Here is a 19,114-nt window from a genome sequence, read left to right on the forward strand (position 1 = left end):
GGGCCGCTCCCCTAAAAGGACCGGATACCCGCGCCGAGAGCACCGAGCATGACCGATTCCGCCCTGCACCCCTTCGACCGCGCCCTGGCCCTGGAGGCCGACGCCGGCGACGCCGACCTGTTCCACGGCCACACCAGCGACGACTACTGGAACATGGTCGGCCCCTTCGGCGGCATCACCGCCGCCATCCTGCTGCAGGCCGTGCTGCGCCACCCGCGGCTGCTCGGCGCGCCCATCGCGCTGACGGTGAACTTCGCCGCCGCCATCGAGGCCGGCGCCTTCGCCGTGCGCGCCACGCCGATCCGCACCAACCGCTCCACCCAGCACTGGCTGCTGCAGCTGAGCCAGGTCGACGCCGACGGCGTGGAGCAGGTCTCCACCACCGGCACCGCGGTCACCGCCCTGCGCCGCGAGACCTGGAGCGAACTCGACCTGGTGCGCCCGCAGGCCGAGGCGCCGGCACAGACGCCGCCGCTGAACACCAGCGGCAAGGGCGTGGCCTGGGTGCAGCAGTACGAGATGCGCGCCATCGACGGCGCCTTCCCCAGCACCTGGGACGGCAGCGGCGAGCACAGCCGCACCCGCCTCTGGCTGCGCGACGCCCGGGCGCGGGCGCTGGACTTCCCGGCCCTGGCGGCGATGAGCGACATCTTCTACCCGCGCGTCTGGCTGCGCCGCGCCACCCCGGTGCCGGCGGGCACCGTGTCGATCACCACCTACTTTCACACCGACGCCGCGCAACTGGCCGAGGTCGGCAGCGGCTACCTGCTCGGCGACGCCCGCGGCCAGGCCTTCCGCAACGGCTACTTCGACCAGGCCGCCGAGCTGTGGAGCGAGGCTGGCGAGTTGCTCGCCACCAGCAACCAGATCGTCTACTACAAGCAGTGACGGCAGTGGCCGGGCGCCGCGGCGCCCGGCCTTGGCAAAAAGCCAGCATGGTTACAAAAACGTAAGATTGCATCGCTATAAACGACGGCCACTTCCAGAAGAAAAAAGGTCGTCGCCATGTCGTTCAAGCCTTCCCCGCTGGCGTTCAGCATCGCCCTCGTCTTCAGCGCCGGCGCCCACGCCGCGCCCGCCGGCCCCATCGTCATCAGCACGCCCAGCACCAGCAAGCAGACCCTGTCCGGCCAGACCAGCCTGCAGGTCACCAGCAGCGGCAGCATCACCGCCAGCGACAAGACCGTCGCCCTGAAGGACGCCACCAGCGGCACGGGCGTGGTGGTCGACAACAGCGGGCAGATCACCGCCACCGCCGGCCGCGCCATCGAAAGCTCGGGCAACACCGCCACCACCCGCGACTACCAGATCTACAACCGCGCCGGTGCCGGCATCAGCGCCACCGACGACGCGGTGCGGGTGAAGGACGGCTTCGACAACGGCAGCCTGCTGCTGGACAACGCCGGCACCATCCGCTCCACCGGCGGCGGCCAGGCAGTGGACTTCGACGACCTGCGCAGCGGCGTGCCGGTGACCATCGTCAACCGCGCCGGCGGGGTGATCCACGGCGACGCCAACGACGGCATCCGCCCCGGCGCCAACGCCACCATCAGCAACTACGGCGAGATCAGCAGCGGCGACATGGTCAACGCCGACGCCAAGAACGACGGCATCGACTTCCAGGACGCCGAGGGCGGCACCGTGGAGAACCACGGGCTGATCTCCGGCGGCCGCCACGGCATCACCACCGACGTCGGCGCCACCCTGGTCAACTACGCCGACGGCGTCATCATCGGCCGCAACGGCTCGGGCTTCGGCTCCGACGGCAACGGCACCGTCACCAACTACGGGCGCATCACCGGCGCCTACAACGGCCTGGTGCCCGATGGCGACGGCGATGGCGTGGACATCGACCTGATCGGCCACATCGAGAACCACGGCATCATCGAAGGCACGGGCGCGGCTGGCGTCGACAAGGGTGGTCAGCCCAACGGCAGCGAGGGCATCGCCATGGGTGGCGGTAGCGTCTACAACGCCGCCGGAGCCCTGATCAGCGGCGCCAACCGCGGCATCCTGGTGGACGACGGCTCCGCCGGCAGTGGCTACGGCGCCACCACCCTGGAGAACCACGGCACCATCGAAGGCCTGGCTTCCAGCGGCGTGACCCTGGTCGGCGACTTCGCCGACAGCGTGATCAACGACGGCCTCATCCACGGCGGCAACGGCATCGCCCTGGAGTTGGGCGGCGGCGACGACAGCCTCACCCTGCTCGCCGGCAGCCGCTTCGAAGGCCTGGTGGACGGCGGCGATGGCCGGGACCTGGTGGCCTTCGACGACGCCCGCGGCGGCAGCTTCGGCCAGAGCCGCGGCTTCGAGCGCCTGGAAGTGCGCCAGGGCGCCTGGACCCTAACTGGCGCCGGCGACTTCAGCGAAGGCGGCGAGGTCTTCGCCGGCGCCCGGCTGACCAACCAGGGTGGCATCGCCGGCAGCCTGCGGGTGGACAGCGGCGCCAGCTACGCCGGCAGCGGCAGCGTCGGCGGCCTGGACGTCAGCGGCACCCTGCTGGCCAACCCGCAACAAGGTGCCGCCCAGGTGACCGGCGACCTGGCGCTGCGCAGCGGTTCGACCCTGGCCTACGGCGTGGAGGCCGACGGCAGCCATGCCACCCTGCAGGTGGACGGCCACGCGGCCCTGGACGGCGCGCGCCTGGCCCTGCAGGCCGGCCCCGGCAACTACCCCTGGCAGAGCAGCTACCAGGTGCTGAGCGCCAACGGCGGCGTCGACGGCCGCTTCGCCGAGGTCAGCAGCAACTTCGCCTTCCTCACCCCGAGCCTCAGCTACGGCGCCAACAGCGTGGACCTGCAGCTGACGCGCAACGACGTGCAGTTCGCCGACCTGGCCAGCAGCGGCAACGGCCGCGCCGCCGCCAACGCCCTGCAGGGCCAGGGCCTGGGCACCCTGTACGACGCGCTGATCACCAGCGACACCGGCAACGCCGGCCGCGCCGTGGAGCAGCTGGCCGGCGCCAGCAACGCCAACCTGGCCGCCGCCACCCTGGCCGGCAGCCAGGCGGTGGGCAGCGCCATGCTCGGCGCCCTGCGCCAGCTCGGCGGCGGCCTGCTGGTGGCCAGCGACGACCGCGACACCCCGCAGTTGGCCGCCCTTGGCGTGCCCAGCGAAGCGCGCAACCTGAACGACCCCAACGCCGCCGGCCGCCTCTGGCTGCAAGGCATCGGCAGCCACGGCCAACTGGACGGCGAACACGGCAGCGGCGACCTCGACCAGAACACCGGCGGCACCCTGCTGGGCGCCGACTGGGCAGTGGACGGCCACTGGCGCCTGGGCGTGCTGGGCGGCTACTCGCACACCGACCTCGACGGCCAGGGCGGCACCGCCGGCGACATCGACAGCTGGCACCTGGGCACCTACGCCCTGCGCCAGGACGGCCCGCTGGCCCTGCGCCTGGGCGCGGCCTACAGCAGCCACGACGGCGAGAGCAAGCGCCGCGTCGAGTTCGACGGCTTCAGCGACCGCCCCAGGGGCAACTACGACGCCCACAGCTGGCAGGCCTTCGCCGAGGCCGGCTACCAGCTCGGCGAAGGCCGCCTGAGCGCCGAGCCCTACGCCAACCTCGGCTACCAGTACTACAAGCGCGATGCCTACGACGAGAAAGGCGGCGCCGCGGCCCTGCACGTGGACGAGCAAAGCCAGCACAACTTCAGCAGCACCCTCGGCGTGCGCACGGCCTGGCTCGCCAGCCTGGACAACGGCATGAGCCTGACCCCGCGCCTGGGCCTGGGCTGGCGCCACACCTACGGCGACCTGGACAGCACCACCCGCCAGGCCTTCCTCGCCGGCGGCGGCGCCTTCAGCGTCCAGGGCACCGCGCTGGACCGCAACAGCCTGCTGCTGGACCTGGGCCTGGACCTGGGCCTCTCGGCCCGCCACAGCATCGGCCTGGCCTACAGCGGCGAGAAAGGCAGCCAGGCGCAGAACCATGCGCTGGTTGCGCAGTGGCAGATGGTGTTCTAAAGCATGCCAGGGGCTTTTCGTAGGAGCGAGCTTGCTCGCGAACAGCAGTCTGCCGGCGAGGTTCGGTGTATGGCCTGAAGAGCGCCCTCTCCCTAACCCTCGGCTGCGCGCCCCGCCCTGAAGGGAGAGGGGACCGTTGGGCAGATGCTGATGTTCTGGAGTCAGCCGGCTAGCACCGTGACTGCCGACTGACTACAGGCCTTCTCTCGGCACGGACAAGCCCCCTCTCCCTTCAGGGAGAGGGCTGGGGAGAGGGTACGGAACCGATCCAGCGCACAAGAACCGCCGGCTAGCTCGCCCCTACAAAACCTCCTCATCCTCCCCCGGCAACTGCTCATCCAGATGCAACCAAGGCACCCGGCTCTTCACCCAAACATGCCTTTGCGGCGGCGCCACTTCCGGATGATCGAACGTCGCCACAGTCACATCCAACGTCTCCGGCGTCCGCTCCGTCTCGAACACCATCTGAGCCCCACAGTTCCCACAGAACAACCGCCGATTGCCCGGACTCGACACATAGCAGGCCGGCTCCCCCTTCAACCAACGAAAGCTACTACGCGGCACCGTCGCCCAGGTGACCACGATGCCGCCGCTGCTGCGCCGGCAGATGGAGCAGTGGCAGTGGCCGACGTCGTCCAGCTCGGCGGTGAATTCGTAGCGCAGGGCGCCGCAGTGGCAGCCCCCCTGGTGGGTCTGGCTCATGGCCGGGTTCCTCAGTCGTATTCCGCTGCCTCGTGGTCGCCCAGCAGGCGGCGCTGGCGGGGTGTGCAGGCGGCCAGCACTTCGGGGTCGAAGCGCCAGTCGAGATAGGGCGAGAACTTCTGCGCCACCATGCGCCGGCCATAGTGCACCTGCAACAGGTAGCGCGTGCGCTGGCTCAGGTTGCGGCTGCCGGAATGCCACAGCTCGCTGCGGAACAACAGGCAGTCGCCGGCGCGGCACAGCACCGGCTCGGCCGCCCTGCCCCGCCAGCTGCGCTCGTCCGGGCGCGGCGCGCGGCCGGCGCAGTGACTGCCGGGAATCACCCAGGTCGGGCAGAGTTCATGGTCTATGTCGTCGAGGTAGACCTGCGCCGTGCAGATGAACATCGGCAGCTCGAAGCCGCCCAGCAGCAGCGCCTCCGGCAGGCGCAGCGGCAGGTGGTCCAGGTGCATGTCGCTGCCGATGAAGCCGGGGTGGCAGCGCCAGGCGGTCTGGCCAATGGCGTGGCAGTCCTCGCCCAGGGCCGCCTCGGCCACCTCGATCAGCCCCGGCGGGTCGAGGTACGGCAGCCAGCGCGGCGAGCGGTTGAACACGCACTTGTAATGGTCCACCAGGCCCTCGTAGTCCCAGTGGATCGGCCGCAGTCCGTCGATCAGCCCGCGCACCTCGGCGACCTGCACGGCGTCCAGCAGGCCGGGCAGCAGTACGAAGCCATCCTCGTGCAAGGCGTGCAGCGCGTTCATGCTTCCAGCCCTCCCCTGCCCAGCTGCGCCTGGGCCCGCTCCAGGGCGGCGAGGAAAGCGCCCAGGGCTTCGCCGGGCTCGGCGCCCTGGCGCGTTACGCAGTGGAATTCCGAGTGGTAGGCCAGCTGCGCCGGGCGGATCGCCCGCAAGCGCCCCTCGGCGGCCCAGGCGGCGGCGTAGGGCGTCGGCAGGTAGCCGATGAAGGTACCGCTGAACACCAGGTTGGCGATGGCCTCCATGCTGTAGGCGGTGGTCGTGCGGTTGAACACCAGGCCGTGGGGGCGCCGGCTCTCGGCCATGTAGCCGCGGCCGACGTAGTCGGCGGCGCAGATCGCCTCCAGGTCCGGCTCGTCGTCGGCGCGGGCGAAGAACGGGTGGCCGGGGGCGCAGTAGAGGTTCTGCTCTTCGCTGAACAGCAGTTGGTAGCGCAGCCCGGACAGGCGATGGTGGAAGGCGCCGATGGCCAGTTGCAGGCGCTCCTCCAGCACGGCGTTCTCCAACTCGTCCGGGCGCTGGGTGTGCAGGTTCAGGCGCACGCCGGGGTTGTCCTGGCGGAACAGGCGGATGGCCAACGGCAACGGCCAGCAATGCTGCCCGACCACGCCGTCGACGCAGCCCAGGTACAGGGTCTCGCGGTCGCGCCCGCCAAGGCCGGTGACCTGCTCGCGAAAACGCTCGATGTCGACGAACAGGCCCTGGGCCGCGTCGTACAGTTCCTGCCCCTCCTCGGTGAGCTGGAAGCCGCTGCTGCCGCGGCGGCACAGCGAATAGCCCAGGCGCAGCTCGAGGTCGCGCACCAGCACGCTCAAGCGCGACAGGCTGGTGTTCAGGCGCACCTGGGCGGCGGTGAAGCCGCCGGCCTCGACGATGGCGCAGAAGGTGCGCAGCAGGCGCAGGTCGATGTCGGAAAGGTTGCCGAGCATGAGGGTTCTCGCGGCGGCGGGCGCAGGTCTTCGTTATAGCCCCGCGGGCGCCGCCGCGTGAACCCCCGCGGCGGTCAGCGGCGTTGCGCGAGGGCGTCGGCGAGGATGCACAGTAGCTCGAACATCATGGTCGCGCCGACCAGCGCGGTGGCGCCGCCCAGGTCGAACGGCGGCGAAACTTCCACCACGTCCGCACCGACCAGGTTCAGGCCCTGCAGGCCGCGGACCATGTGCTGCGCCTGCAGCGTGGTCATGCCGCCGATCTCCGGGGTGCCGGTGCCGGGGGCGAAGGCCGGGTCGAGCACGTCGACGTCGAAGCTGACGTAGGTCGGCCCGTCACCCACCACCCGGCGCGCCTCGGCGAGGGTCGCCTCGACGCCCAGCGCGGCGAACTCTTCCATGTGGATGACACGGATGCCGCATTCCTTGGCGAAAGCCTCGTCGTCCGCCGAGTACACCGAGCCGCGGATGCCGATCTGCACGGTGCGCTGCGGGTCCAGCAGGCCCTCCTCGATGGCGCGGCGGAACGGCGTGCCGTGGGTGTAGGGGTTGTCGCCGAAGTAGCGGTCGTTGGTGTCGGAATGGGCGTCGAAGTGGACCATGCCGATCGGCCGCTCGGCGGCCAGGGCGCGGAAGATCGGCAGCGTCACCAGGTGGTCGCCGCCCACCGACAGCGGCACCGCGCCGGCGGCGTGGATGCGCCGGTAGAAGCCCTCGATGCGCTTGAGCGCGTCGAGCAGGTCGATGGGGTTCACCGGGGCGTCGCCCAGGTCGCCGACGCGCACCAGGTCGTAGGGCGCGATGCGGCTGACGTGGTGCACCTTGCGCATCAGGCTCGACTGGTTGCGCACCTCGCGCGGGCCATGGCGGGCGCCGGCGCGGTTGGTGGTGCCGCCGTCCCAGGGCACGCCGACCAGGGCGATGTCCAGCTGGGCCGGGTCCTCGAAGATCGGCAGGCGCATGAAGCTGGGGATGCCGGCGAAACGCGGAATCTCGGCGGCATCCAGGGGTTGCGGGTAGTCATGGGGCACGGGGTCGTCTCCTGGTCGGGAAGGGCTGTCCGGCTAGCCTGGACCACCCCGTGGCGGCGGCAAATCCCGGATGCGGCAACTCGACTTGCGCCGCCGCGAAAGTGCCTTGTAGGCCGCGCCACCCGGGCGTTTCAGCCCATCCTGGCGAAACCGCGGCGCAGCCTCCTCCGGTTTGCCTCCCCTGCCCCGCCGCGATCTTTTCGGCACCGCCAAGTGCCTGATTCGTATACGTATGTTATCGTTGTAGACACTGTATACAGCGTAAACGGACTGCTCAGAAATTGACCACCGTAATCTCCTTCCGCGCCGATGACGCCCTGGCCAGGGCCCTGGACCAGTTGGCCCGGGCCACCCACCGGGACCGCCCCTATCACCTGCGCCAGGCCCTGGCGCAGTACCTGGAACGCCAGAGCTGGCACGTGGCGGCCATCGACGAGGGCCTGGCCGACGCCAACGCCGGGCACCTGCTGCCGCACGCGGAGATAGAAGCCAAGTGGGGGCTGGCATGAGCCTGCAGTGGACGCACAAGGCGGCGGCCGACCTGGACGGCCTGTACGACCACTACGTGGTACTGATCGGCCCGGAGAAGGCGCTGAAGGCCGTCCAGGACATGGTCGGCCAGGTGAAGGCGCTGGCCGACCTCAGCCTGAGCAGCGTCGGCCGGCCCAGCGAAGTACCCGGCGTGCGCGAATTGCCCCTCGAACGCTGGCCCTACCAGGCCGCCTACAGGGTGAAGGGCCGGGATGTCCAAATTTTGCGCATTGATTCTGTGGATAACCCGGGGTAAAAGTGGCCACACGGTTACAAAATATTTCAAAGTATTGACTTGTTGATTTTGTACAAAAATAGATCAAATACATCATTCAAGATAATTTGGTCTATTTGCGACCATAAAGTGCAAAATCGATCCAGTTACGACCGAATAATGACATTTCGTCTTTTCGTGTAGCGACGCATTTTTCCGAGATCGGAACTTTTCCCGGCATTTCCCTGTCCACTTTCCTGACTTTCCCGGCCATTTCGCCGCCCTGCCCGACGACCCGACCATGCCCAACACAGCCTCTCTCCGCGCCCTCTGCCTGGGCCTGCTGCTGCCCGCCGGCGCGGCCCTCGCCTGGAACGCCAACGACGCCCAGCAACAGCAGCAATGGCAGGAGCAACAGCGCCAGCAACAGGAACAGCAACGCCAGATGGCCGAGCAGCAGCGCCGGCAGAACGAGGAACAGCAGCGCCGCCAGCAGGAGCAGCAACGCCAGCAGCAGGAACAGCAGCGGCAGATGGCCGAGCAGCAACGTCGGCAGATGGAGGACCGGCAGCGCCAGCAACAGGAGTTCCAGCGCCAGCGCGACGAACAGCGCCGCCAGGCCGAGCAGCAGCAGCGCCAGGAAGCCCAGCGCCGCCAGCAGGAACAGCAGCGGCGCTGGCAGGAAGAACAACGCCAGCAGGCCGAGCGCGACCGCCAGTGGCAGGACGAGCAGCGCCGCCAGGCCGATGAGCGCCAGCGCCAGTGGGAAGAGGCACAACGCCGCCAGCAGGAACAGCGGCAACGCGAATGGGAAGACGCCATGCGCCGCCAGGAGGCCGAGCGCCGGCACTGGCAGACCGGCCAGTACCTGCCGCCGGAATACCGCGCGCGGCGTTATTACGTGGAAGACTGGCGCAGCCGCCAGCTACCGCCGCCGGCCTATGGCTACCAGTGGCAGGAAGTGGACGGGAACTACCTGCTGATCGAACTGGCCAGCGGCCTGATCCAGCAGATTCTCAGCGGCCAGCGCTGAACCGCGCCGGCCACGGCGGCAAAGGAAAAGGGCAGGGGGCTCAGCTCCAGTTCACCGGCAGTTGGCCTTCCTTCCAGGCGAAGCGGTCGAGGTGGCTGACCACCACCTGCTGCACCCGCGCCAGGCGTTCGGCGTCTTCGGCCTCGGCCTGCAGATGCAGGGCGGCGGCGTCGGCCTTCAGCCGGCAGGTGCCGAACTCGAAGCTCAGCACGCCGCTGTCCTCGCTCAGTTCCACCGGCAGCTTGTGGGCGAAATGGTTGCACAGGCGCTTGAGGTAGCGGGCGCCATCGGGGGTGGGCACGTCGGCACGGGAAGTCGGCATCGTTCATCCTCTTCTTTCAGAGCCTTCGCATGCTAGGCAGGAGAAAGCCCGGGAAAAACCGGCTATCGTGCCTTTCACTCTTAAGCGGAGCTTCACAATGGACAACCTCCGAGGCATGGCCATCTTCGCCACCGTGGTCACCCGCGGCTCCATGGCGGCCGCCGCCGAGGCCCTGGACATGAGCCCCTCGGCGGTCAGCCAGCAGATTCGCAAGCTGGAGGCGCAGGCCCAGGTGACCCTGCTGCACCGCACCACCCGCAAGCTCACCCTCACCGAGGCCGGCGAGGCCTTCTACCGCAGCTGCGCGCAGATGCTGGCGATCGCCGAGGAGGCCGAGCAGCGCCTGGGCGAGTGGCGCGAAGCACCGGTGGGCGAATTGCGCCTGGCGGCGCCGGTGGGCTTTTCCGGGCGGCTGATCACCGAGGCGCTGCGCCCGCTGCTGGAGAACCACCGCCAGCTGCGCCTGCAGCTGTTCTTCCACGACGAGCAGATCGACCTGGTCGAACAACGCATCGACCTGGCCATCCGCGTCGGCAACCTGGCCGACTCCAGCCTGGTGGCGCGCCACCTGGGCGACTGGCACAACCTGGTCTGCGTGGCCCCGGCCTACCTGCGTCGCTGCGGGGCTATCGACCATCCCGAGCAATTGCTGCAGGTCGACTGGCTGGCGCTGAACACCCGCGGCCACAGCCAGCCGCTGCACTTCGAAGGGCCGGACGGGGAGAGCTGCCGGCTGCGCCTGGAGCCGCGGGTGGCGGCCAACAGCATGCTCGCCCTGCGCCAGTTCACCCTCGACGGCCTGGGCGTGTCGCTGCAGCCGGAGCCGGAGGTGCGCGACGCGCTGGAGGAGGGCAGGCTGCTGCGCCTGCTGCCGCAGTGGCGCCTGCCCACCTATGGCATCTACGCCGTGACGCCGCGGCGCGACGCCCAGCCGGCCAAGGTGCGGGTGGCCATCGAGGCGCTGCGCCGGCACCTCGGCGGGCTGTCGCCGACGGGGCCGCGGGTGGCTGTGTGAAGCGCCCGGGCGTGAGAGGATGGGCGGTCCTTTCCACCTTCCGCCGGAGCCTCACGCCATGGACCTCACCTGGAGCTGCCAACACCACAGCGAACTGAGCAAGGAGACGCTGTACGCCCTCCTGCGCCTGCGCTGCGAGGTATTCGTGGTGGAGCAGAACTGCCCCTACCAGGACATCGACGGCCAGGACCTGTCCGGCGACACCTGCCACCTGATGGCCCACGAGGACGGCCAGTTGCTGGCCTACCTGCGCCTGCTCGACCCGGCGACGCACGACGGCGAGGTGATCATCGGCCGCGTCATCACCGCCGCCGCCGGGCGCGGCCGCGGCCTTGGCCACCAATTGATGCAGCGCGCCCTGGACGAAGCGGCGCGGCGCTGGCCGGGCAGCCCGGTGTACCTCTCGGCGCAGGCACACCTGCAGGGCTACTACGGCCGCTACGGCTTCGTCGCCGAGGGCGAGGTGTACCTGGAAGACGACATCCCGCACATCGACATGCGCCGCCCGGCCTAGAGCCAGTCCAGGGTTAGCAGCAGGCGCCGCGAGCCCGGCGCCGGGCAGGGCGAGCGGTGGACGATGCCGGCGCCCTCGTTGCCGATCCATTTCTCGCCCTTGAACAGCCCCACGTCGCCCACCTCCAGGCGCTGGACGCACGTCGGCTCAGCCTCGCCGAGGCGATCGCGGGGCAGGGCGCCTTCCTCCAGCCATTCGCTGGCGCAGCCGGCGTAGCTGGTGACCAGCCGCAGCGGCACCTGGTCGACATGGAAGCGCGGGCACATAGCCCGCTCCAGCGCGCGCAAGCGCAGGCCCACGCGGCGCGCGCCGGTGAGGCAGGCGAAGGCTTCCACCAGCCAGGCCAGGTCGTTGGCGAAGAGCGCGGCGCCGGGGCCGTCGCCGAACAGGCCGTCCAGCTGCCGGCTGCGCCCGGCCTCGTCCAGTTCGAGGTTCGCCTGACAGCCGTAGAGCGTCTCACCAGCGAGCAGGTGGGCGGCGAAGGCCGCCACGTCCGGGTACAGGCGGCGGCGCCAGACCGCCAGGTTGACGTCGTCGCGCAGCACCTCGGCGAGCACCTGCGGGTCCTCGCCCAGCACCTGGCGCGGCGTGCGCTGCAACTGCGGGGCGAGCATCAGGCGTCCTCCGTCCAGGACTCGAAGGGGTCGGCCAGGCGCGCCCAGGCCTGGGGCCCGGCGGCGAACTCGGCGTCGTCCAGCAGGCAGGCGTCGAGCGCTTCCTCCAGGCGCTCGAAGTCGATGCCCTGGCCGATGAACACCAGTTCCTGGCGGCAATCGCCGGTGTCGGCGCTCCAGTGGCGCAGCACCTGACGCAGGCCGTCCTCGTCCTGCGGCCAGCGTTCCTTCGGCACGAAGCGCCACCAGCGCCCGGCCAGGCCGTGGCGCATCAGGCCGCCGGCCTGGGACCAGCTGCCGGCCTCGCGGTAGCGGCTGGCCAGCCAGAAGAAACCCTTGGAGCGCAGCAGCCGGCCGTTGGCCCAGGGCTGGGCGAGGAAGGCGTGGAAGCGCTGCGGGTGGAAGGGCCGGCGCGCCCGGTAGGCGCGGGAGGCGATGCCGTATTCCTCGGTCTCCGGCACGTGCTCGCCGCGCAGCTCCTTGAGCCAGCCGGGGGCCTGGGCGGCGCGTTCGAAGTCGAAGCGGCCGGTGTCGAGGATCCACTCCAGCGGCACCTGGCCCATGACCATGGGGCGGATTTCGGCATCGGGGTTGAGGCCGCGGAGGATCGCCAGCAGCTCCTCGCGCTCGTCGCTGGAGATGAGGTCGACCTTGCTGACCAGGATGACGTCGGCGAACTCCACCTGGTCGATCAGCAGGTCGGCGATGGAGCGCTGGTCTTCCTCGCCCAGGCTCTCGCCGCGGCTGGCCAGGCTGTCGCTGCCCTGGTAGTCGCGCAGGAAGTTCAGGCCGTCGACCACGGTGACCAGGGTGTCCAGCCGCGCCAGGTCGGACAGGCTGCGGCCCTGTTCGTCGCGGAAGGTGAAGGTCTCGGCCACCGGCAGCGGCTCGGAGATGCCGGTGGACTCGATCAGCAGGTAGTCGAAGCGGCCCTCGGCGGCCAGCCGCGCGACTTCCTCCAGCAGGTCCTCGCGCAGGGTGCAGCAGATGCAGCCGTTGCTCATCTCCACCAGCTTCTCTTCGGCGCGGTTGAGGCTGACGTCGCGCTGTACCTGCGCGCCGTCGATGTTGATCTCGCTCATGTCGTTGACGATCACCGCCACGCGGCGGTGCTCGCGGTTCTTCAGCACCTGGTTGAGCAGGGTGCTCTTGCCGGCGCCGAGGAAGCCGGAAAGGACGGTGACGGGTAGGCGTTGGTTCACGGTGGTGGCTCTCTTTTCTGATGTTCTTCAGGCGTCGCGCAGGTGCTGCTCGCGGCGCTCCTGGCGTTCCTTGGCCTCGACGCTGAGGCTGGCGGTGGGGCGCAGCAGCAGGCGGCGCAGGCCGATCGGCTCGCCGGTCTCGGCGCACCAGCCGTAGTCGCCGCGGGCCAGGCGCTCCAGGGCCTGGTCGATCTTGTCCAGCAGCTTCTTCTCGCGCTCCAGCAGGCGCAGTTGCCACTGGCGCTGCTCCTCGCGGCTGGCGACGTCGGCCTCGTCGCCGGGCCGCTCGTCCTCGCGCAGCGCGTCGAACTCGCCCTCGATGCGCGCCTGCAGCTCCTCGCGCTGGCGCAGCAGAAGGGCCTGGAAGAAGGCCCGCTGGGCCTCGTTCATGTAGGCGCTGGCGGGTTGGGCCAGCAGTTGCCGTTCGCTGAGGACCGGCTCGGGTTGCGGGGTCATGGCGGCCTCCGGAAGGATGGGATCGAATTGTTATAATATAACATTTCAGTTTCGACAATCCGACGGCGTACCATGGAGGCCCGCCAAGCCCGCCCCGAGGTCCCGATGAAAGCCGCCGCCCTGACGCTCTGCCTGCTGCTCCTGGCGCCCCTGGCGCAGGCCGCGGGCGAGCCGCCGCTGCCGTTCCCCGGCCTGCCGCCGGCGGCCTGCGCCTGGCTGGCCAACGTGCTGGCCTGCATGGACCGCGACGGCAGCCACTACAGCGTCGCCACCCTCGGCCACGACACCTACCTGCGCGGCTTCGACGCCGCCAGCGGCCAGCGCTGGGCGCAGACCGGCACGCGCTACGGGCGCCTGACCTTCTTCAGCGGCGTGAGCAGCGACGGCCAGGTGTGGGTGGGCTCCAGCCGCGGCATCGGCTGGACCCACGTCAGCCGCCTCAGCAGCTCCAGCGGCGGCCAGGCGAAGCTGACCTGCGGCCGGGTCAGCGGGTGCAGCCAGCGGGTGCGGTAGGGCGCATAACGCCTACGGCGTTATCCGCCGTTTGACCTCGATCCCAGGCGCGCTTCGGGTTCGGCCACGGAGCACCTGTTTCGGGGCACTCCGAGCTCGACCGCGACGCCGGGCATGAGCTGGGTGTAGCGGCGTATAACCGCGAACGGTTATACGCCCTACGCCAAGGGTGGGCCAGGCGTAGGGCGCATAACGCCTACGGCGTTATCCGCCGTTTGACCTCGATCCCAGGCGCGCTTCGGGTTCGGCCACGAAGTACCTGTTTCCGGGCACTCCGAGCTCGACCACGACGCCGGGCATGAGCTGGGTGTAGCGGCGTATAACCGCGAACGGTTATACGCCCTACGCCTTCCCCTGCTCCCGCAACGCCGCCAACAGGCTCCCCACCGGCGGGCGCTGGCGGAAATAACCGTGCAGGCCATCGAAGATCGCCCCGGCCAGGGCCTGTTGGTGCCGTGCGTCGTGCAGACGTCGGCAGTCGGCGTCGTTGGAGATGAAGCCGGTCTCCACCAGGATCGAGGGGATGTCCGGCGACTTGAGCACGGCGAAGCCGGCCTGGTCGACGCGTTCCTGGTGCAGCCGGGTGATGCCGCCCAGGCTGCGCAGCACGCTGTGGCCCAGGTCCAGGCTGGAGGCGATGGTGGCGTTCAGCGACATGTCGAGGATCACCTTGGCCAGCGCCGGGTCCTTGTCCTGCAGGGGCAGGTTGCCGCTGGCGCCGATCAGGTCGGCGCCGTTCTCGCGCTGGGCCATGAAGCGCGCCAGGGTCGAGGTGGCGCCGTGCTCGGAGAGGGCGAACACCGAGGCGCCGGAAGCCGTGCGGCGGGGCGCGGCATCGGCGTGCACCGAGACGAACATGTCGGCGTTGTATTTCCGCGCCACTTCCACACGCTGGCGCAAAGGGATGAACACGTCGACGTTGCGCACCAGGCGCGCCCTGAAGCCGGGTTGCCGGTCGATGCGCCGGGCCAGGTTCTGCGCGATCAGCAAGGCCACGTCCTTCTCCCGCTCGCCGCGCGAGCCCAGCGCGCCAGGGTCCTTGCCGCCGTGGCCGGCGTCCACCACCACGAGGATGTCGCGGCCCTTGCCGCTGGCTTTCGCCGCGGCCACCGCGGGCGCCGCAGCCGGCGCCCGCGCCGGATGCAGGTCGAGCACCAGGCGATGGCCTTTGCCAGCCTCGGGCGCCAGGGCGAAGGCCTGCAGCCGCACCGGCTCGGCCAGGTCCAGCACCAGGCGCGTGCCGCCGTCGGCCAGACGCCCGCTGCGCAGGCCGCGCAGCGGGCCGGACGGGGCAGGGGAGGCCAGGGGCGCGCCGAGGCCGGCGCCTTCCAGGTCCACCACCAGGCGTTCCGGCGCGGAAAGGCTGAAGGTGCGGTAGCGGAACGGACCGTCGAGGTCCAGCACCAGGCGCAGGCCGTCGCCGCTGGGCTCGCTGCGGGCCCCCAGCAGGCGTGGGCCGGCGAGCAGGTCCAGGGCGGGGAGCCAGGCGGCGCTGGCGAGCAGGCTTTGCAGCAGGCGGCGTCGATTCATGGCGCTTGCAGGAAGGAGGAGGAAGCAATACGTTATATTATAACATTCACGAGCACCAGCCATTCCCCATGACCGCCTTCCTCCCGGACGTCGCCAGCCAGGCCGCGTCCGACACCCTCGCCCTCGACTGGGTCGGCATGCAGGGCATCGCCCTGCCGCTGCGCCTGCACGGCGAACGCCTGGGCGCGCTGGCCGACGCCGGCGTCAGCCTGGACGACGCCGCCACCCGCGGTATCCACATGTCGCGCCTGTACCTGGCCCTGTCCCGCCTGGAACGGGCCGAGCTGGGCCCGCGGCTGCTGCGCGAAGTCCTCGACGACTTCCTCGCCAGCCACGCCGGCCTGTCGCGCCGCGCCAGCCTGCGCCTGGCCTTCGACGCCCTGCTCGAACGCCCGGCGCTGGTCAGCCCGCTCAGCGGCTGGAAGCGCTACCCCTGCGAGGTCCACGCGCAGCTGGACGAGCAAGGCCTGCGCCTGGAACTGCGCCTGCGCCTGGCCTATTCCTCCACCTGCCCCTGCTCGGCAGCCCTGGCCCGCCAGCTGATCCAGCAGCGCTTCGCCGCGGACTTCGCCGGCCGCGAACCGAGCCACCGGGAAGTCCACACCTGGCTCGGCAGCAGCGCCGGCATAGTCGCCACGCCCCACAGCCAGCGCAGCTTCGCCGACCTGCGCCTGCACCTGCGCGAAGAGCTGCCGGGCCTGCCGCTGCGCGAGCTGCTCGACTGCGCCGAGGCCGCCCTGGGTACCGCCGTGCAGACCGCGGTGAAGCGCGCCGACGAGCAGGCCTTCGCCCTGGCCAACGGGCAGAACCTGATGTTCTGCGAGGACGCCGCCCGCCGCCTGCACCGCGCCCTGGCGCAACGCGACGAACTGGACGCCTTCGGGCTGAGCGTGGTGCATGCCGAAAGCCTCCACGCCCATGACGCCGTGGCCCGCAGCCAGTGGCGCCGGGAGGCCCCATGATCCATTGCCAGGCCCTGCAGTGGGGCCCGCCGCGCCTGCCGCTGACGCCGCCGCTGAACCTCGACCTGGCCGCCGGCAGCCTGACCGCCGTGGTCGGCGCCAACGGCTGCGGCAAGAGCAGCCTGCTGAAGGTCATCGCCGGCCTGCAGAAGCCCCTGGCCGGGCGCGTGCGGGTGGAATTGCGGCCGCGGGAAATCGGCTACCTGGTGCAGCAGCAGACCCTCGACCGGCAGTTCCCCATCAGCCTCGGCGAGCTGGTCGGCGCCGGTTTCTGGAACAGCCGCCTGCCCAGCGCCGCGCGCCGCGAACAGCTGCGCCGGGCGCTGGCCGAGTGGCAGCTGGAAGGCCTGGAGCAACGCCCGCTGGCGGCGCTCTCCGGCGGCCAGTTGCAACGCGCCCTGCTGGCCCGCCTGGGGCTGCTGGACAGCCCGCTGCTGCTGCTCGACGAGCCCGACGCCTGCCTCGACGAAGCCGGCCAGGCGCTGCTCTGGCAACGCATCCAGGCCTGGCACCGCGAGGGCCGCACCCTGCTGCTGGTCTGCCACGACCTGGCGCTAGTGCGCGAGCGCGTGCCCGACTGCCTGCGCGTGGCCGCCGAGGGCTGCCGCCACGGCCGCTGCCGCGACCTCCTGGGCCCGGGCGGCCTGGCGCGGGTGGCATGATGGCCCTGCACGCGCTCTGGCAGCCCTTCGTCGAGTTCGCCTTCATGCGCCGGGCGCTGCTCGGCGGCGTGGTCCTGGCGCTGAGCGCCGCGCCGCTGGGCGTATTCCTCATCCTGCGGCGCATGAGCCTGATCGGCGACGCCATCGCCCACGGCATCCTCCCCGGCGCCGCCATCGGCTTCTGGCTGGCCGGGCTGTCGCTGCCGGCGCTGACCCTCGGCGGCCTCGGCGCGGGCCTGGCGGTGGCCGGCCTGGCCGCCTGGGTGACGCGCCACACCGGCCTGCGCGAGGACGCCAGCCTGGCCGCGGTCTACCCCATTTCCCTGGCCAGCGGCGTGCTCCTGCTGGGCCTGGCCGGCAAGCGCCTGAACCTGCTGGAGCTGCTGTTCGGCTCGGCCCTGGCGGTGGACCGCACGACCCTGCTGGGCATGCTCGGCGTGGCCGTGCTCAGCCTCGGCGTGCTCGCGCTGATCTACCGCAGCCTGCTGCTGGACAGCCTCGACCCGCTGTTCCTGCGCAGCGTCAGCCGCCTCGGGCCCTTCGCCCACGGGCTGTTCCTGGGCCTGGTGGTGCTTAACCTGGTGATCGGCTTCCAGGCCCTGGGCGCATTGATGATGGTCGGCCTGATGATGCTGCCGGCCGCCGCCGCACGCTTCTGGAGCCGCCGCCTGCCGGCGCTGCTGGCGCTGGCCGCGGGCTTCGGCGCGCTCGCGGTGTGGCTGGGTCTGGCGGCGTCCTACGCCTGGTCGCTGCCCAGCGGGCCGGCCATCGTCCTGCTCGCCGGCCTGTTCTACCTGTTCTCCGTGCTGTTCGGCCCGGTGCACGGCCTGTTGCGCCGCGGCCTGCTGCCCATCCCGCAATGACGTCCCCTTCGAGGAAAACCACCATGCGTGTCCTGCTGCTCCTGCTCGCGTTCTGCCTGCCCCTGTCGCTGCCCGCCGCCGAAAAGCCGAGGGTGGTGACCAGCTTCAGCATCCTCGCCGACATGACCCGCGCGGTCGGCGGAGAACACATCCAGCTGAACAACCTGGTCGGCCCCGACAGCGACGCCCACACCTACGAGACCACCCCGGACGACGCCCGCGCCGTGCGCCAGGCGCAGCTGGTGGTGGAGAACGGCCTGGGCTTCGAGCCCTGGCTCGACCGCCTGGTGAAGAGCACCGAGACCGGCGCCAGGGTCATCCAGGCCAGCCACGGGGTGATCCCGCGCAGCCTGGAGGAGGACGGCCGGACCATCCCCGACCCGCACGCCTGGAACAACCTGGCCAACGCCGACCTCTACGTCGGCAACATCGCCAGGGCCCTGGCGCAGATCGACCCGGCCAACGCCGCCGACTACCAGCGCAACGCCAAGGCCTACCTGGAGCAGGCCCACGCACTGCTGGCCTACGCCAAGGACAAGCTCGGCAAGCTGCCCGCCGACCGCCGCACCCTGGTCACCTCCCACGACGCCTTCGGCTACCTCGGCCAGGCCTACGGCCTGAAGCTGCTGGCGCCCCAGGGCCTGTCCACCGAGCGCGAGGCCTCGGCCACGGAAGTCGCCGAGCTGATCCGGCAGATCCGCGAGCAGCACATCCGCGCGGTCTTCGTGGAGAACATCAAGGACCCGCGGCTGATGCGGCAGATCGCCGAGGAAAGCGGCGCGAAGATCGGCGGCACCCTGCATTCCGACGCCCTGGCCAGCGAAGGCCCGGCCAGCACCTACCTGGGCCTGTACCGCAGCAACGTCGACACCCTGTACCAGGCGCTGGGCGACTAGAGCACCAGGCTCAGGCGCAGGCGGTCGCGGCAGGGAATGCCGTTCTCGACGATGGGCTCGGGGTAGTTGAGGCTGAAGTAGTCGGGCTCCACCGCGCAGATGCGAAAGCCCATGCGCTGGTAGAGCCCCAGCTGCGCCAGGCTGGAATTGCCGGTGGCGATATCCAGCCGCAGCGCCCCGGCCGCCCGCGCCGCCTCGATGGCCGCCCCCAGCAACCGCTTGCCCAGCCCACGGCCCTGACAGGCCTCGTCCACCGCCAGGTTGGTGACCTCCAGCACACCCCAGCTCACCGGCGTCAGCGCCAGCACGCCGCGGACTGCCTCGCCCTCGAGCAAAGCCAGCAGTCGCGACTGCGGCAGGTAGCGCTCGACCTGCTCGCGGCTGGGGTCGGCGAGCAGGAGCAGGGGCCAGGGGGC

The 19,114-nt window shown here is 70.6% G+C and carries 22 protein-coding genes; 12 read left to right on the forward strand and 10 right to left on the reverse strand.

Annotation, left to right across the window (positions count from 1 at the left end; genetic code table 11):
* Window positions 1-48: 48 nt before the first annotated feature.
* Window positions 49-888, forward strand: a complete 840-nt coding sequence (locus tag DK254_RS14825; protein ID WP_109934368.1) for an acyl-CoA thioesterase II — start codon at window positions 49-51, stop codon at window positions 886-888.
* Window positions 889-1,005: 117 nt separating this feature from the next.
* Window positions 1,006-3,972 (forward strand): autotransporter domain-containing protein, encoded by a 2,967-nt coding sequence (locus tag DK254_RS14830; protein ID WP_109934369.1) that lies wholly within the window; start codon window positions 1,006-1,008, stop codon window positions 3,970-3,972.
* A gap of 300 nt (window positions 3,973-4,272) precedes the next feature.
* Here the strand turns inward: DK254_RS14830 and DK254_RS14835 are convergent, their stop codons facing one another.
* The 4 genes from DK254_RS14835 to speB all read right to left on the reverse strand — a co-directional run bounded on the left by DK254_RS14835 (window position 4,273) and on the right by speB (window position 7,371).
* Entirely contained in the window at window positions 4,273-4,674 is a 402-nt protein-coding gene (locus tag DK254_RS14835) for a GFA family protein (RefSeq protein ID WP_109934370.1), read from the reverse strand.
* Between the two features lie 11 nt (window positions 4,675-4,685).
* Entirely contained in the window at window positions 4,686-5,417 is a 732-nt protein-coding gene (locus DK254_RS14840) for a phytanoyl-CoA dioxygenase family protein (protein WP_109934371.1), read from the reverse strand.
* Window positions 5,414-6,340: a LysR family transcriptional regulator gene (locus tag DK254_RS14845; protein ID WP_109934372.1), complete on the reverse strand. Its 927-nt coding sequence runs from the start codon at window positions 6,338-6,340 to the stop codon at window positions 5,414-5,416. Before DK254_RS14845 ends, DK254_RS14840 begins: the two co-directional genes overlap by 4 nt.
* A 74-nt stretch (window positions 6,341-6,414) precedes the next feature.
* Window positions 6,415-7,371, reverse strand: a complete 957-nt coding sequence (speB, locus tag DK254_RS14850) for an agmatinase (RefSeq protein WP_109934373.1) — start codon at window positions 7,369-7,371, stop codon at window positions 6,415-6,417.
* Window positions 7,372-7,652: 281 nt separating this feature from the next.
* On the opposite strand from speB, the gene DK254_RS14855 reads away from it, so the two are divergent.
* The 3 genes from DK254_RS14855 to DK254_RS14865 all read left to right on the forward strand — a co-directional run bounded on the left by DK254_RS14855 (window position 7,653) and on the right by DK254_RS14865 (window position 9,149).
* Window positions 7,653-7,880, forward strand: a complete 228-nt coding sequence (locus DK254_RS14855; protein ID WP_089392790.1) for a CopG family ribbon-helix-helix protein — start codon at window positions 7,653-7,655, stop codon at window positions 7,878-7,880.
* Window positions 7,877-8,158, forward strand: a complete 282-nt coding sequence (locus tag DK254_RS14860; protein WP_089392789.1) for a type II toxin-antitoxin system RelE/ParE family toxin — start codon at window positions 7,877-7,879, stop codon at window positions 8,156-8,158. Before DK254_RS14855 ends, DK254_RS14860 begins: the two co-directional genes overlap by 4 nt.
* A gap of 259 nt (window positions 8,159-8,417) precedes the next feature.
* Window positions 8,418-9,149, forward strand: a complete 732-nt coding sequence (locus DK254_RS14865; RefSeq protein WP_109934374.1) for an RcnB family protein — start codon at window positions 8,418-8,420, stop codon at window positions 9,147-9,149.
* Window positions 9,150-9,189: 40 nt separating this feature from the next.
* On the opposite strand, the gene DK254_RS14870 is transcribed toward DK254_RS14865, so the two are convergent.
* Complete coding sequence (locus DK254_RS14870; RefSeq protein ID WP_109934375.1) at window positions 9,190-9,471, reverse strand: DUF2218 domain-containing protein; 282 nt, start codon at window positions 9,469-9,471, stop codon at window positions 9,190-9,192.
* A gap of 97 nt (window positions 9,472-9,568) precedes the next feature.
* On the opposite strand from DK254_RS14870, the gene DK254_RS14875 reads away from it, so the two are divergent.
* Complete coding sequence (locus DK254_RS14875; protein ID WP_109934376.1) at window positions 9,569-10,486, forward strand: LysR family transcriptional regulator; 918 nt, start codon at window positions 9,569-9,571, stop codon at window positions 10,484-10,486.
* A gap of 58 nt (window positions 10,487-10,544) precedes the next feature.
* Window positions 10,545-11,000, forward strand: a complete 456-nt coding sequence (locus DK254_RS14880; RefSeq protein WP_109934377.1) for a GNAT family N-acetyltransferase — start codon at window positions 10,545-10,547, stop codon at window positions 10,998-11,000.
* On the opposite strand, the gene DK254_RS14885 is transcribed toward DK254_RS14880, so the two are convergent.
* From DK254_RS14885 to dksA, 3 genes are read right to left on the reverse strand one after another with little or no spacing between them, the layout of a single operon-like run.
* On the reverse strand, window positions 10,997-11,614 hold the full coding sequence (locus tag DK254_RS14885) for a DUF1826 domain-containing protein (RefSeq protein WP_109934378.1): 618 nt from the start codon (window positions 11,612-11,614) through the stop codon (window positions 10,997-10,999). The genes DK254_RS14880 and DK254_RS14885 overlap by 4 nt on opposite strands.
* Entirely contained in the window at window positions 11,614-12,816 is a 1,203-nt protein-coding gene (gene zigA / locus DK254_RS14890; RefSeq protein ID WP_109934379.1) for a zinc metallochaperone GTPase ZigA, read from the reverse strand. Before zigA ends, DK254_RS14885 begins: the two co-directional genes overlap by 1 nt.
* 27 nt (window positions 12,817-12,843) lie before the next feature.
* Entirely contained in the window at window positions 12,844-13,272 is a 429-nt protein-coding gene (gene dksA, locus DK254_RS14895; RefSeq protein WP_109934380.1) for an RNA polymerase-binding protein DksA, read from the reverse strand.
* A 105-nt stretch (window positions 13,273-13,377) separates the two neighbouring features.
* Here dksA and DK254_RS14900 point away from each other — a divergent pair, with 105 nt between their 5' ends.
* Complete coding sequence (locus DK254_RS14900; RefSeq protein ID WP_109934381.1) at window positions 13,378-13,785, forward strand: hypothetical protein; 408 nt, start codon at window positions 13,378-13,380, stop codon at window positions 13,783-13,785.
* Window positions 13,786-14,127: 342 nt separating this feature from the next.
* Here DK254_RS14900 and DK254_RS14905 read toward each other — a convergent pair whose 3' ends face one another.
* A complete protein-coding gene (locus tag DK254_RS14905; protein ID WP_109934382.1) occupies window positions 14,128-15,315 on the reverse strand; it encodes an N-acetylmuramoyl-L-alanine amidase in 1,188 nt (395 codons plus the stop codon).
* Window positions 15,316-15,383: 68 nt separating this feature from the next.
* Here DK254_RS14905 and folE2 point away from each other — a divergent pair, with 68 nt between their 5' ends.
* From folE2 to DK254_RS14925, 4 genes are read left to right on the forward strand one after another with little or no spacing between them, the layout of a single operon-like run.
* On the forward strand, window positions 15,384-16,277 hold the full coding sequence (folE2, locus tag DK254_RS14910) for a GTP cyclohydrolase FolE2 (RefSeq protein WP_109934383.1): 894 nt from the start codon (window positions 15,384-15,386) through the stop codon (window positions 16,275-16,277).
* Window positions 16,274-16,939, forward strand: coding sequence for a metal ABC transporter ATP-binding protein (locus DK254_RS14915; protein ID WP_109934384.1), 666 nt, complete (start codon window positions 16,274-16,276; stop codon window positions 16,937-16,939). Before folE2 ends, DK254_RS14915 begins: the two co-directional genes overlap by 4 nt.
* Window positions 16,936-17,802 (forward strand): metal ABC transporter permease, encoded by an 867-nt coding sequence (locus DK254_RS14920; RefSeq protein WP_109934385.1) that lies wholly within the window; start codon window positions 16,936-16,938, stop codon window positions 17,800-17,802. Before DK254_RS14915 ends, DK254_RS14920 begins: the two co-directional genes overlap by 4 nt.
* A gap of 23 nt (window positions 17,803-17,825) precedes the next feature.
* Complete coding sequence (locus DK254_RS14925; RefSeq protein ID WP_109934386.1) at window positions 17,826-18,698, forward strand: metal ABC transporter substrate-binding protein; 873 nt, start codon at window positions 17,826-17,828, stop codon at window positions 18,696-18,698.
* On the opposite strand, the gene DK254_RS14930 is transcribed toward DK254_RS14925, so the two are convergent.
* Window positions 18,695-19,114: GNAT family N-acetyltransferase (locus DK254_RS14930; RefSeq protein WP_109934677.1), on the reverse strand; the 420-nt coding region annotated here is incomplete at its 5' end. The two genes, DK254_RS14925 and DK254_RS14930, sit on opposite strands and share 4 nt — an antisense overlap.

It is taken from the genome of Pseudomonas sp. RW407 (genome assembly GCF_003176655.1).
Classification (GTDB): Bacteria; Pseudomonadota; Gammaproteobacteria; order Pseudomonadales; family Pseudomonadaceae; genus Pseudomonas; species Pseudomonas delhiensis.